The sequence below is a fragment of the Asanoa ishikariensis genome (assembly GCF_900107455.1).
GTDB lineage: Bacteria > Actinomycetota > Actinomycetes > Mycobacteriales > Micromonosporaceae > Asanoa > Asanoa ishikariensis.
Genome location: NZ_FNQB01000006.1, coordinates 126,722 through 139,196, shown reverse-complemented (window position 1 = coordinate 139,196; position 12,475 = coordinate 126,722). Strand labels below are relative to the sequence as shown.

Below are 12,475 nucleotides of genomic sequence, written 5' to 3'. Positions count from 1 at the left end.
GGTAGGAAGGCGCACCTCATGGGCTACGACGACTCGATCTACCGGCGACGCGCGGGCGACACCGACCCGGGCCCGGCCGGCGACTACCGCGACGACTATCCGGCCGGCGACTATCCGCCCGGTGAGTTCGGCGTCGGTGAGCTGCGGGCCAACGACCCGAGCGACACCGGGCGGCAGGCCGTTTCCCCAGCGGTCCTCGACGACGTGTTCGACGACCCGGCGGACGGTGAGCCCGGCCGGGACCGGCTGGCCTTCCACATCATCTGGGAGTTCGTCCTCCTGCTCGGCGTCGGCGCGGTCGGCTACCTGCTCCTCCGTGAAGACTCCGGAGCGTTGCGGGGCAACGCCCTGGAGCAACTGCTTGTCGCCGGTGCCGCCCTCGGTCTGATCGCGATGGGCGCGGGGCTGACGCTGCGGGCCGGCGCCGTCAACCTGGCGCTGGGTCCGGTCGCGGTGGCCGCGGCCCTGCACTTCGCCGAGAACGGCGACCGCGGCATCGTGCCCACCATCGCGCAGGCCACGGTTGGGGCGCTGGTGCTGGGCGTGGCCGTCGCCGTCGTCGTGGTGGTCTTCCACGTGCCCGGCTGGGCGGCCAGCCTCGCCGCCGCCCTCGGCACGCTGGTGTTCATCCAGCGCCGGTCCGCGCCGGTCGACGTGCAGGGCGGTTTCGACCCCAGCGACCACGCCCTCTACCTGTTCGTCGGTGTCGCGATCGTGGCCGTGCTCGGCGGGCTGCTCGGCACCGTCAAGTCCGTCCGCCGCGCGATCGGCCGGTTCCGCCCGGTCGCCGACCCGGCCCGGCGCCGCGGCCCGGTGGCCGCCATGCTCACCGCCGGCGCCATCGCCTTGTCGATGCCGCTCGCGGCCGGTGCCGGCGTACTGATCGCGTCCTCCTCCGACGGCCCGGTCGCGCCGGCCAGCGGGCTCGAATGGACCGGGCTCGCGGTCGGCGCCGCTCTGCTCGGCGGCACCAGCGCGTACGGCCGCCGGGGTGGCATCTTCGGCACCGTGCTGGCGGTCGCGCTGCTGATCGTCGGCCAGCGCTATCTCGTCGAGCGCGGCTGGGAAGAGGTCACACCCGCGGCGCTGGGCGCCGGCGCGGTGGTGGCCGGTCTTATGGTGACCCGCCTGGTCGAGACCTTCGGGCGGCCCAAGTCGGCCGGCACCGACGAGACGCCGTGGCAGACCACGCAGCCGCGCGGCGCCACGCTCGGCGAGCGCACCGACTCCTGGTCGTCGCTGCCCGCGCAGCCGACCGAGAGCCGGGCCGACGCCTGGGACACCGAGCGGTGGAACAACGGCGAGCGCTGAGCGCGGGCTACGCTCGGATCATGACCGAATCGCCGGAGTTCGCCGCGCTCGACGCGCAGTCCACTGAGGAGCTGCGGGAGCGGGCGTTCCACGTGGCCCGCGAGCGCCTGGATGTGCGCTTCTTCTGGTCCGTACTGCGCCACCTTCCCGACGCCCAGCCCGCCGCGGGACTGGAGCCCGACCTCAGCGCGACCGGGGGGTACATCGACGAGGCCGTTGCCCTGTTCCGGGAGGCCGAGGGGCACGACTTCGGCGAGCAGGAGCCGCTGCTGCGGGCCAAGTTCATCGACTATCTGCTCAAGCACGACAAATAGCTGTAGATACCCCCGGTAGGTTTCGTCGATGGATCCCGTCGGGAAATACCGGCGGCATGGCTCTCACCAACCGGTACAAGTCAGCGGTTGGATCAGGCACGATCGCCGCCCTGATCCTGGTGCTGGTCTTCGGTAGTCCCTGGTATCGCGACTGGGTCAGCGACAACCACACCGACCAGACGGCCGGCGGCTGGTTCCTCCGGCTGCTCGGTTACCCGGCGTGGCGGTTCGACTCCAGCGACTCTCTCCAGGACGTGTTCGCCGACGACCTGCGCGCGATCCTCGTCGTGGTGCTCACGGCGCTGTTCCTCTATCTGCTGCCCGGCAGCCAGCTCGCCCGGGCCCGCGGCACGCTCAGCCAGTTCTTCGCCGGCTGGGGTGCGTACGTCTTCGCCGGCGCGTTCGCCGGCCTGATCACCGCGCTCTTCCGCAGCAACCCGACGCTGCTGGCCGCGTTCGGCGCCGCCGGCCTGGGTGCGACCTACGGCCTCTTCGTGGGCTGGATCGTCGGCCTGGCCACCCTCGGCGGCTACCGCGGCACCCGAAGCTGAACACGCGGACCCGGCAACCCTCCCCGCCGGGTCCGCACGCTCAGTCGGCTTCGGCCGGGTAGTCGATGCTCAGGATGCGGTGCCGGCTGATCAGGCCCACCGTCCGGTCGCCGTCCTTGACCTCGGCGTAGTCGGCGTTCGCGACCAACATCGCGGCGAGCGCGTCGTAGAGCGAGATGCCCAACTCGACGGCCGGGATGCGGCCCTCGATCGCCACGCCGCCGGCCGGGGTCAGCATGTCCTCGGTGACCGGAAGCACCGCCAGGCGCCGGATGCCGCGGTCCTTGCCGACGAACTCGCGGACGAACGGCGACGCCGGCTCGCCTAAAAGCTGCGCCGGGGTGCCGAACTGCTGAAGGTGGGCGCCCTGCGAGAGCACGACGATCCGGTCGCCCATCCGGACCGCCTCGTCGAGGTCGTGGGTGACCAGCACCACGGTCTTGCGGACCTCGGCCTGGAGCCGCAGGAACTCGCGCTGTAGGCCGGAGCGGGCGATCGGGTCGACCGCCGAGAAGGGCTCGTCCATCAGGAGTACGACCGGGTCGGCGGCCAGGGCACGGGCGAAGCCGACCCGCTGGCGCTGCCCGCCGGAGAGCTCGTGCGGATAGCGCCTGCCGTAACGCGCGGGGTCGAGGCCGACCAGGTCGAGCAGCTCGTCGGCGCGCTCGCGGGTGCGCTGCTTGGGCCAGCCGAGCAGGCGGGGCACCGTACCCACGTTGGTGTGGATCGTCTGGTGGGGAAAGAGACCGACGTTCTGGATGACGTAGCCGATCCGCCGGCGCAGGCGCACCGCGTCGGTGTTGGTGACGTCCTCGCCGTCGATCACGATCTGGCCCGAGGTCGGCTCGATCAACCGGTTGATCATGCGGAGCACGGTCGACTTGCCGCAGCCGGACGGCCCGATCAGCACCACGAGCTCGCCTGCGTTGATGGACAGGCTCAGCTTGTCGACGGCGACCGTGCCGTCGGGGTACTGCTTGCGCACCTCGTGCAGCTCGATCGGCGCCGCCTTGCGATCGGCCGGCGCGCTGTTACCGCCTTCCGGGGTAGCGTCCACTCATGTCCCTCCGCGACCTGGCGTATCAGGATGCCGCCAATCCCTGGTTCTCCTGGGACTACATCCGGACCAACTCCAGCACCATCCTTGACGCTCTTGGCGAGCATGTCACGTTGACAGCCGAAGCCGTGGCGGTCGCCATGGTCGTCGCAGTGCCGCTGGCCGTGGTCGCGTACTGGTTCCGCCCGTTGAGCGGGCCGATCCTGGCGCTGTCCGGTGTGCTCTACACCATTCCTTCCCTGGCGCTGCTGGCGTTCATCGCGCCGGCGGTCGGCCCGACCAAGTCGACGTCGGTGCTGATCGGCCTGGTCCTCTACGCCCTGCTGCTGATCGTCCGCAACACACTCGCGGGCCTCAACCAGGTGCCGAGCGAGGCGAAGGACGCGGCCACCGGCATGGGGTACGGGCGGTGGGGCCGGCTGCTCCGGGTGGACCTGCCGCTCGCGCTGCCGGGCATCCTCACCGGCCTCCGGCTGGCCACGGTGTCGACCGTGGCACTGGTCACCATCGGCGCGCTGATCGGCAAGGGCGGGCTGGGCAACCTGATCCTCGGCGGGTTCCAGAACAACTTCTTCAAGGCCCAGATCACCACCGGCACCATCCTGTGCGTGTTGCTCGCACTGCTGCTGGATCTGATCCTGATCGGTACCGGACGGGTGCTCACCCCGTGGACCAGGAGAGCCCGATGAACATCGTGCAGTCGGCGTGGGTCTACCTCAACGACCCGCTGAACTGGACCAACCCGGGCGGCATCCTGGACCGTCTCGGCGAGCACCTGACCATCTCGGCGGCAGCCGTGGCGATCGGCTGCGTGGTCGCCCTGCCGCTCGGTGTCTGGCTCGGCCACTCGGGACGCGGCGGTGGCCTGGTCGTGCTGGTCTCCGACCTGACGCTGGCGATTCCCACCATCGCGCTGCTGACCATCCTGCCGCTGACGATCCTCGGCTTCGGCAAGCCGCCGATCATCGTGGCGCTGGCCGTGTTCGCCCTACCGCCGTTGCTCTCCAACGCGTACACGGGGATCCGGCAGGTCGACCCCGAGACGCGGGACGCGGCCAAGGGGATGGGCCTGTCCGGCATGCAGTTGCTTCGCCGGGTCGAGTTGCCCCTTGCCATTCCCTACCTGGCGGCCGGGTTCCGCACCGCGGCCGTCCAGGTGGTCGCGACCACCGCGCTGGCGTCGTACGTCAACGGCGGCGGGCTCGGCCAGATCATCGCGTCGGGATTCGGGTTGGGCATCTCGGCGGCGGGCGGGCAGATTCTGGCCGGCGGCGTGCTGGTCGCCGCGCTCGCGCTGGCCGTCGAAGGGATCCTGGCTCTGGTCGAGCGGCTGATCACGCCCGCGCCGCTGCGGCCGCTGCGGCGCAAGACGGACCGGCAGACCATGGCGACCGGTGCCGCCTGACGGATTAGCGGCTTCTTATCGTTTATCGGCGCTAAAGTCCGTGTTTGATGTACCCGACGGTAGGGGCATTACTACGCGACAGTGACAATCCGATGACAACAACCACAGTTTCTTGTCGGTCCCCACTGACAACATGTTGGGTGAGAAATCGCGGACGGGAAGCATGTCCCTCCGTCCGTCGGACACGCGGCCGGCCCAGACGGGGTCGCGCCGGGACACGGAAGGCGGGCATTTATGCGCGCAGTTTCACGGCTCGCGGCGGGGGCGGCAGGCGTCCTCTTCGTGGCTGGACTTCTTGCGGGATGTGGTGACGCCGGTTCGTCCGGCGCCCAGGCACCCGCGGCCACCGGCGGGGGTGCGGGTTGCGCCCCGGTCGCCGGCCAGCAACTGGTCGTCCTTCAGGACGACAAGAACCTGCAGAACAGCGACAACGTGGTCGCCGCGATCAACACCAAGGCGGCGAGCTCGCAGGCCGTCGCGGCCACCAACAAGGTCGCGCAGTCGCTCGACACCCAGAAGCTGATCCAGCTCAACCGGGCGGTCGACGTCGACCGCAAGACGCCGGCGGTGGCGGCACAGGAGTTCGCGACCGCGAACAACCTGACCGCGGGCATTCCGACAGGTGCGAGCGGCAACATCATCGTCGGCGCGGCCAACTTCAGTGAGAACCAGACGCTCGGCGAGCTCTACAAGATCGCGCTGACCGCGGCGGGATACAACGTCACGGTCCAGACGATCGGCAACCGTGAGCTCTACGAGCCGGCGCTGGAGAAGGGCGACATCCAGGTCGTTCCGGAATACGCGGCCTCCGCGCTCGACTTCCTCAACAGCAAGGTCAACGGGGCCAACGCGCAGCCGTTGTCGTCCCCCGACATCAACCAGACGATGTCGCAGCTCCGCCCGCTCGGCGAGAAGGTGGGCATCACCTTCGGCGAGCCCTCGTCCGCGCAGGACCAGAACGCCTTCGCGGTGACCAAGGAGTTCTCCGACAAGTACGGCGTGACCACGCTGTCCCAGTTGGCGGAGAAGTGCTCCGGCGCCGCCACGATCCTGGGTGGGCCTCCGGAGTGCCCGCAGCGCCCGAAGTGCCAGCAGGGTCTAGTCGCTACCTACAAGTTCAACGCCGGCTCGTTCAGCTCGCTGGACGCCGGTGGCCCGCAGACGAAGAACGCGCTGAAGACCGGCGCGATCAGCGTCGGCCTGGTGTTGTCCTCCGACGGTGATCTGGCCGCCTGACCACACCGCAACGCGCCTCGGGGCCGGCCTTCCCACGCGGAAGGCCGGCCCCGAGCCGTTCTTACCCGCGGTGACCGGGCAATCGTCGTTGCGTGCCTCTGGCGCAGGCCATTCCGCTGGTCCGGATGTCTCGGTAGCATCACGACCCATGCCGGACAGCGACGAGAACGAGCAGCCACGGGGCCGCCCGCTGCTCAAGTTGTTGTTCTGGGCCGGTGTCGGACTCGCCCCGATCGCCATGCTCCTGCTGCTCCTCGCCGACGGCAACGGCCCGCTGCGGATCGCCGCCGTGCTGGCCGTGCTCGCGGTCGTCCTGATCGGACTGTCGATCGGCCTGCGGGGCGACGCCGACTCCATCCGGGTCGAGCTGGAGGACATGGTCGCCGACGAGATCGACGGGCTCCAGGGCGACGTGCGCCGGGACATCGAGACCGCGGCGCGGGCCACCCACCGACAGCTCGGCGAGCGGGTCCAGGCGCTGCAGCAGTCCGTCGACGCGATGCGCGCCCAGCTCGACGCCCAACGGGCCGGGCCGCGACCGCCCGCGGTCGGTGTGCCGGCACAGGCTCAGGCGCGTGACCCGGGCACCGCGCAGGGTGGCGGCACCTACGGCGGCGGTGCCGCTCGCGAGGGCGCGACCTACGGGCGTGCCGACGGCGCCACCTACGGTTCAGGACGCGCGAGCACGGGCGCCGCGTACGGCGGCGGGGGTGAGAGCGGCGGCTACGGGCGGGAGAGCGCCGACGACGAACGGGCCGCCAACCCGCAGCCGGCCATGGCTTCCCCGAGTCGGACCTACGGCGCTCCGGCCGAGGGCACCGCAGCCGGTGCGGCCCGGCCACCCCGGGCGCGGGTGCCCGGCGGCGTCGTCCGGCACACCGAGACCGTCCAGGTCACCACCCGGCACACGGTGGTCGACGGGCGCGGAGGCGGCGGCGGCACGTACGGCACCGGCGACGTCTACGGCGAGCGCTACCAGGACGAGAACCGTTACGGCGCCGACAGCCGATATGGCGAGGACAAGCGCTACGGCGACGACAGCCGACAGGGCGAAGGCGAGTACGGCAGCCGGCGAACTCAGGACGACGCCGCCGACTACGACGGCGGCGGCTACGGGCGCCGCCGGCGGGCCGACGAGGAGCCGGCGGCGTCCTGGGGCTCGTCCGGCGAAGAGTCGTTCACCGACCGTCGGTTGCGTGAGCTGCGCGCCGACCAGCCGGCGATCGAGCGCGGCGACGCGCCCGCGTACGACGACCAGTGGTCCTCTTCGCGCGGCGGCGACCGCTGGGCCGCGGTCCGGTCCGACGACCGCGGCCGGGAGCTGCGGATGGGCGAGCGGCGGGCGAGCGTCCGGGCCGACGAGTCCGGCACGGAATACCGGGTCGAGGACCGCTGGGCCGCGGTCCGCCGCGACGACGACCGTCCGGCCGACGGGCCGGGCGCCTGGTACGCCGACGCCTGGCAGGGCGAACAGAACCGGGGCGGTGCGGGCACCTACGGCCGTGGCCAGGACAGTGCCGTGAGCGGCGAGTGGAGCCGCGACCGGGGTGCCGACCGCGAGGCCGAGTGGGGTCGGGGCGGCTACGACGACGACCGTGGTGGTGACGACCGCTGGCGCTGACGCGCTACTTGTCGATGTCGCCGACCACGAAGAACATCGAGCCCAGGATCGCGATCAGGTCCGGCACGAGACAACCCGGCAGCAGCGTGCTCAGCGCCTGCACGTTGGCGTACGACGCGGTGCGCAGCTTCATGCGCCACGGCGTCTTCTCGCCACGGGAGACCAGGTAGTAGCCGTTGATTCCGAGCGGGTTCTCGGTCCACGCGTACGTGTGCCCCTCCGGCGCCTTGACCACCTTGGGCAACCGCACGTTGACCGGCCCGGTCAACTGGTCGACCCGGTCCAGGCACTGCTGTGCGAGGTCCAGCGACACGTACACCTGGTCGAGCAGCACCTCGAACCGCGAGTGGCAGTCACCGGCCGTGCGGGTCACCACCGGCACCGACAGCTCCCCGTACGCCAGATAGGGATCGTCGCGGCGCAGGTCGAAGTCGAGGCCGGAGGCGCGGCCGACCGGACCGGACGCGCCGTAGGCGGCCGCCTGCTCGGCCGTCAGCACCCCGACGCCGACCGTGCGGGCCAGGAAGATCTCGTTGCGCCGGATCAGGTTGTCGAGGTCGGGCAGCCGGCGCCGGACCTCGCCGATCGCCTCCCGGGCTCGCCGGGTCCAGCCGGCCGGCACCTCTTCCTTGAGGCCGCCGACCCGGTTGAACATGTAGTGCATCCGGCCGCCGGAGGCCTCCTCCATCACCGTCTGGAGCGTCTCGCGCTCGCGGAACGCGTAGAAGACGGGCGTGATCGCGCCGATCTCCAGCGGATAGGAGCCGAGGAACATCAGGTGGTTGAGCACCCGGTTGAGCTCGGCCAGCGCCATCCGCAACCACACCGCGCGCTCGGGCACCTCGATGCCCATCAGCCGCTCGACCGCGAGCGCCACGCCGAGCTCGTTGGAGAACGCCGAGAGCCAGTCGTGCCGGTTGGCCAGCACGATGATCTGCCGGTAGTCGCGCACCTCGAACAGCTTCTCCGCGCCCCGGTGCATGTAGCCGATGATCGGCTCGCAGGCGACCACCCGCTCGCCGTCGAGCACCAGCCGCAGCCGGAGAACGCCGTGCGTGGAGGGGTGCTGCGGGCCGATGTTGAGCACCATGTCGGCTGTGTCGAGCCCGGCACCGGTGCCGACAGTCACCTCACGGAGATCCGGCATACGCGCCATCGTCCCACGTCCAGTCGTCGATACCCACCGGCTGGAAGAGCCACCAGTGATCGCCGAGGCCAGCGGGCGCCGTCAGCTCCGCCACGGCCGACGCCGCCGCCAGCGCCCGCACGTAGCCGGCGGGGTCGGTGCTCGCCAGGCTGATCGGTGGTCGCCCGCCGTCGGCACCGAGGGCCCGCAACGCCTGCCGTTGGGTCATCAGCCGGTACGGGCGCCCGGCGACCCCGGAACCGGCCGCCGCGACGGCGTCGACGGCGACGTGCGCCGTCACGTCGCGGCTGCCGTCCGGCACCGGCGGCACCTGCCGCCCGTCGCGATACCCGGTGAGCGTGCCGTCGAACGGGCGCTGGTCGAGCAGGTGCCCGTAGTCGACGGCGACCGCCAACCCGCGCTCGACCGCGCCGACCGCCCCGGCCCACGCCTCGTCCCGGCCGCGCCCGACCTCGCGCCGCGTGCGGGAGGGCCACCAGCGGTCGAGCCACGCGGCGTCGGCCGGGTCGATCGGCGCACCGGGCCGCTCGTCACCCGTCGCCGGGTCGACCTCCACATAGTGGTCACCGTCGACCACGTCGAGCGGCACGTTGTCGAGCCACTCGGTGGCGATCAGCAGACCGGTGATCCGCTCCGGTGGCGCCTCCAGCCAGTCGAGCTCGTCGGGGAGGAACGCGGGCCGCGGCGCGACCTCCACGGCGACCGGGCGGAGCCGATCGCGCAGGTCGGTGGGCGCCACCGCGAGCACACCGGTGAGCAGCTCGCCTCGGCCCGCGCCGACATCGACGAGGTCCAGCCGGCCCGGCCGGCCGAGGGCCTCGTCGACCCGGTGCAGCAGCCGCAGCACGGCCGCCGCCAGGACCGGTGAGGCATTGGCGCTGGTGCGGAAGTGGCCGGCCGGCCCGGCACCGGAGACGAAGAATCCGTGCGGCCCGTAGAGAGCGCGCGACATCGCCGCAGACCAGCGCATCAAAGCAGCTTAGTAGGGGGTAAACCCGCCCGTGAAAGTCTTCACACATGCTGTGTCCGGTCTGTTTCCGGATCGCATACTTGATGTTGACCGGTACCTAACCTACGAGGACTGGATCAATATGAGCGCACTGGAGCGCCAGAGGGTCGGCATCATCGGCACCGGCCGAGTCGGAGCCGTGCTCGGCGCGGCCCTTCGCGCCAGAGGCCATGACGTGGTCGCCGCGTCCGCCGCCTCGGCCGCCGCCAAGGGCCGAATCGCCCGCCTCCTGCCCGGCACCCCGGTGTTGCCGGCCGACGAGGTAGCCGGCGCCGCCACCGACCTGTTGATCATCGCGGTCCCCGACGACGCCTTGGCGGACCTCGTCGCCGGCCTGGCCCGGACGGGCGCGCTGCGCACCGGCCAGGTCGTGCTGCACACCTCGGGCGCGCACGGGCTGGCCGTCCTCGGCCCGGCCGCGATCGCCGGCGCCCGACCGCTCGCCCTGCATCCGGCGATGACTTTCACCGGCACGGCCGCCGATCTCGACCGGCTGGCCGGCATCTCGTACGGGATCACCGCGCCGGCCGACCTCAAGGCATTCGCCGAGGACATCGTGCACGACCTCGGCGGCCACCCCGAGTGGGTGGCCGAGGACGACCGCGCGCTCTACCACGCCGCGCTCGCGCACGGTGCGAACCACCTGGTCACGCTCGTCAACGAGGCGATGGACCGGCTGACCGACGCCGGTGTCGTCTATCCCGAGAAGGTGATCGGTCCGCTGCTGCACGCCGCGCTCGACAACACCCTGCGGATGCGCGACGCGGCGCTGACCGGGCCGGTCTCGCGCGGCGACGCCGGCACCGTCGCCCGGCACGTCGCGGCGATCGAGGCGACCGCGCCGGACTCCGTACCCGCGTATGTCGCCATGGCCCGCCGCACCGCGGACCGGGCCATCGCGGCGGGGCAGTTGCGCCCGCACGACGCCGAAGCGCTGCTCGGCGTGCTGGCCAGCAACCGGCCGGAGCGGGTCGCATGAAGCTGGTGGAGACGAGGGCCGACCTGGCGGTCGCCCGCGCGGCCCTGCCCGGCTCGGTCGCGGTGGTGCTGACCATGGGCGCGCTGCACGCGGGGCACGAGGCGCTGCTGCGCGCCGCCCGGGCCAGCGCAGACTCGGTCGTCGCCACGATCTTCGTCAACCCGCTCCAGTTCGGACCCAACGAGGACTTCGACCGCTATCCGCGCACCATGGAAGCCGATCTGGAGATGTGCCGGCGGACCGGCGTCGACCTGGTCTTCGCGCCGCATCGGGACGAGGTCTACCCCGGCGGTGAACCGCTGGTGCGGGTGAACCCCGGCCCGCTCGGCGAACTGCTCGAAGGCGCCAGCCGGCCCGGCTTCTTCCACGGCGTGCTCACCGTGGTGCTCAAGCTCTTCAACCTGGTCCGACCGGATCTCGCGTTCTTCGGCGAGAAGGACTACCAGCAGCTCACGCTGATCCGCCGGATGGTGCTCGACGTCAACCTGCCGATCGACGTGCGCGGCGTGCCGACCGTGCGGGAGGCCGACGGCCTGGCGTTGTCGAGCCGCAACCGCTACCTGACCGAGTCGGAGCGGCTGGCGGCCCTGCGGCTCTCGGCCGCCCTGCGGGCCGGTGCGTCCGCCGCCGTGAGCGGCGCCGACGCCGACGGTGCGCTGGCCGCGGCACACCGGATCTTCGCCGACGGTACGACCGACGTGCTCCTCGACTATTTGGTGGTGCTCGACCCCGACCTCGGCCCGCCACCCGGCCACGGACCAGCGCGGATGCTGGTCGCCGCCCGCGTCGGCGCGACCCGCCTGATCGACAACGCACCGATCGATCTTGGTTGATTACTAACCTGGCGTGACCGTACGGTTGCGCTCCGCCGTCCAGGTGTGCTCTGGTTAGGACTGCACAGCGCCCGGGGTCCCTGGGGAGGACGCGATGCGTCGATGGACGGCAGCGGTCGTGGTGTTGGTTATGACGAGCGCCGCGTGCGGCACGGACGGCGGTGGGGGAGGCGGCTCAGCGGCCGCGCCGGCACCGCCGGTGGCGGCGAGCCCGTCACCGCCGCGCTGTCACGCGCAGGTGGCCGCGCGCACGGCCGATGCCCTCGAGGGCACTGTCGACTGTGCCGCGTCGCACCAGGCCGAGACCGTCCACTCCGGCACGTTCACCGGTGCCGACGCCGACGCGGCCGAGGCGCCGCCGGCCAGCACCGTCTTCGGTGAGTGCGACAAGCAGGCGGCCGCGACGATCGGCGCCGACTGGCGCGTGGCCCGGCTCCGGCTCGACGTGGTCCTGCCCGCGGCCGGGGCGTGGCAGGCGGGCCAACGCTGGTACCGCTGCGATCTGGTCGAGTTGACCGGCGTCGGTCCTGACGGGAAGGTCGCGGCCCGCTCCGGCAGCCTGGCCGGCGCGCTGATCGACGGCTCGCCGCTGCTGCTGCGGTGCGCGCTGGTCAAGCTCGACAAGCGCAAGAACGTCGAGACGGTCGCCGACAGCGCCTGCGACGTCAAGCACGAGGGCGAGTTCGCCGGGGTCTGGACCGCGCCGCGCAAGGTGCGCTACCCGGTCAAGGACCGCGACTACGTGCCGTTCTACGAGGGCTGCCTGAAGACCATCGCGGCGTACGTGAACATGCCGTTCGAGCCGGGATTCGCGGCGCGCACCGGATACATCCCGGTGATGGCCACCAAGGACGCCTGGACGCTGGGCGACCGTGGTGTCCGCTGCTTCATCTGGATCAGGTTCCGGCCGCTGACGGCATCGACGAAGGGCGTCGGCGAGAAGGGTTTCCCAGCCAACGTCGGCCTGCCGAGTTAGCCTGCGCACGTTTCCGTGCTCCGGGCGGACACCCGC

Annotated in this window: 13 protein-coding genes; 10 read left to right on the top strand and 3 right to left on the bottom strand. The window is 71.7% G+C overall.

From position 1 onward, the window contains the following. The first annotated feature begins 18 nt into the window (after positions 1-18). The 3 genes from BLV39_RS40115 to BLV39_RS40105 are packed head-to-tail and all read left to right on the top strand — an operon-like array spanning position 19 to position 2,176. Positions 19-1,311, top strand: a complete 1,293-nt coding sequence (locus tag BLV39_RS40115) for an ABC transporter permease (RefSeq protein ID WP_239083653.1) — start codon at positions 19-21, stop codon at positions 1,309-1,311. 20 nt (positions 1,312-1,331) lie between these two features. After that, on the top strand, positions 1,332-1,625 hold the full coding sequence (locus tag BLV39_RS40110; protein WP_089255779.1) for a hypothetical protein: 294 nt from the start codon (positions 1,332-1,334) through the stop codon (positions 1,623-1,625). Between the two features lie 56 nt (positions 1,626-1,681). After that, positions 1,682-2,176 (top strand): hypothetical protein, encoded by a 495-nt coding sequence (locus tag BLV39_RS40105; RefSeq protein WP_090804380.1) that lies wholly within the window; start codon positions 1,682-1,684, stop codon positions 2,174-2,176. A gap of 40 nt (positions 2,177-2,216) precedes the next feature. Here BLV39_RS40105 and BLV39_RS40100 read toward each other — a convergent pair whose 3' ends face one another. Continuing rightward, positions 2,217-3,233, bottom strand: a complete 1,017-nt coding sequence (locus BLV39_RS40100) for an ABC transporter ATP-binding protein (protein ID WP_090804378.1) — start codon at positions 3,231-3,233, stop codon at positions 2,217-2,219. A 2-nt stretch (positions 3,234-3,235) separates the two neighbouring features. On the opposite strand from BLV39_RS40100, the gene BLV39_RS40095 reads away from it, so the two are divergent. From BLV39_RS40095 to BLV39_RS40080, 4 genes are all read left to right on the top strand, one after another. Then, positions 3,236-3,922 (top strand): ABC transporter permease, encoded by a 687-nt coding sequence (locus BLV39_RS40095; RefSeq protein WP_090804376.1) that lies wholly within the window; start codon positions 3,236-3,238, stop codon positions 3,920-3,922. Further along, positions 3,919-4,638, top strand: coding sequence for an ABC transporter permease (locus BLV39_RS40090; RefSeq protein WP_090804688.1), 720 nt, complete (start codon positions 3,919-3,921; stop codon positions 4,636-4,638). Before BLV39_RS40095 ends, BLV39_RS40090 begins: the two co-directional genes overlap by 4 nt. A 282-nt stretch (positions 4,639-4,920) precedes the next feature. After that, on the top strand, positions 4,921-5,874 hold the full coding sequence (locus BLV39_RS40085) for a glycine betaine ABC transporter substrate-binding protein (RefSeq protein ID WP_239083652.1): 954 nt from the start codon (positions 4,921-4,923) through the stop codon (positions 5,872-5,874). 148 nt (positions 5,875-6,022) lie between these two features. After that, positions 6,023-7,495 carry a hypothetical protein gene (locus BLV39_RS40080; RefSeq protein WP_090804371.1) on the top strand — a complete coding sequence of 491 codons (1,473 nt, stop codon included), beginning with the start codon at positions 6,023-6,025 and terminating at the stop codon, positions 7,493-7,495. 4 nt (positions 7,496-7,499) lie between these two features. Here BLV39_RS40080 and BLV39_RS40075 read toward each other — a convergent pair whose 3' ends face one another. Then, complete coding sequence (locus BLV39_RS40075) at positions 7,500-8,651, bottom strand: NADH-quinone oxidoreductase subunit D (protein ID WP_090804369.1); 1,152 nt, start codon at positions 8,649-8,651, stop codon at positions 7,500-7,502. Continuing rightward, positions 8,626-9,612: an SAM-dependent methyltransferase gene (locus BLV39_RS40070; protein ID WP_090804367.1), complete on the bottom strand. Its 987-nt coding sequence runs from the start codon at positions 9,610-9,612 to the stop codon at positions 8,626-8,628. Before BLV39_RS40070 ends, BLV39_RS40075 begins: the two co-directional genes overlap by 26 nt. A gap of 121 nt (positions 9,613-9,733) precedes the next feature. On the opposite strand from BLV39_RS40070, the gene BLV39_RS40065 reads away from it, so the two are divergent. From BLV39_RS40065 to BLV39_RS40055, 3 genes are all read left to right on the top strand, one after another. Then, a complete protein-coding gene (locus BLV39_RS40065; protein ID WP_090804365.1) occupies positions 9,734-10,630 on the top strand; it encodes a Rossmann-like and DUF2520 domain-containing protein in 897 nt (298 codons plus the stop codon). Further along, positions 10,627-11,463, top strand: a complete 837-nt coding sequence (gene panC / locus BLV39_RS40060; RefSeq protein WP_090804363.1) for a pantoate--beta-alanine ligase — start codon at positions 10,627-10,629, stop codon at positions 11,461-11,463. The genes BLV39_RS40065 and panC overlap by 4 nt, the downstream gene beginning before the upstream one ends. 130 nt (positions 11,464-11,593) lie before the next feature. Continuing rightward, positions 11,594-12,439, top strand: coding sequence for a septum formation family protein (locus BLV39_RS40055; protein WP_176985337.1), 846 nt, complete (start codon positions 11,594-11,596; stop codon positions 12,437-12,439). The last annotated feature ends 36 nt before the right edge of the window (positions 12,440-12,475 follow it).

Excerpts from the sequence above, each read along its gene's own strand:
- BLV39_RS40115 (WP_239083653.1), top strand. The coding sequence starts at position 19 with ATGGGCTACGACGACTCGATCTACCGGCGACGCGCGGGCGACACCGAC.
- BLV39_RS40110 (WP_089255779.1), top strand. The coding sequence starts at position 1,332 with ATGACCGAATCGCCGGAGTTCGCCGCGCTCGACGCGCAGTCCACTGAG.
- BLV39_RS40105 (WP_090804380.1), top strand. The coding sequence starts at position 1,682 with ATGGCTCTCACCAACCGGTACAAGTCAGCGGTTGGATCAGGCACGATC.
- BLV39_RS40095 (WP_090804376.1), top strand. The coding sequence starts at position 3,236 with ATGTCCCTCCGCGACCTGGCGTATCAGGATGCCGCCAATCCCTGGTTC.
- BLV39_RS40090 (WP_090804688.1), top strand. The coding sequence starts at position 3,919 with ATGAACATCGTGCAGTCGGCGTGGGTCTACCTCAACGACCCGCTGAAC.
- BLV39_RS40080 (WP_090804371.1), top strand. The coding sequence starts at position 6,023 with ATGCCGGACAGCGACGAGAACGAGCAGCCACGGGGCCGCCCGCTGCTC.
- BLV39_RS40075 (WP_090804369.1), bottom strand. The coding sequence starts at position 8,651 with ATGGCGCGTATGCCGGATCTCCGTGAGGTGACTGTCGGCACCGGTGCC.
- BLV39_RS40070 (WP_090804367.1), bottom strand. The coding sequence starts at position 9,612 with ATGCGCTGGTCTGCGGCGATGTCGCGCGCTCTCTACGGGCCGCACGGA.
- BLV39_RS40065 (WP_090804365.1), top strand. The coding sequence starts at position 9,734 with ATGAGCGCACTGGAGCGCCAGAGGGTCGGCATCATCGGCACCGGCCGA.
- panC (WP_090804363.1), top strand. The coding sequence starts at position 10,627 with ATGAAGCTGGTGGAGACGAGGGCCGACCTGGCGGTCGCCCGCGCGGCC.
- BLV39_RS40055 (WP_176985337.1), top strand. The coding sequence starts at position 11,594 with ATGACGAGCGCCGCGTGCGGCACGGACGGCGGTGGGGGAGGCGGCTCA.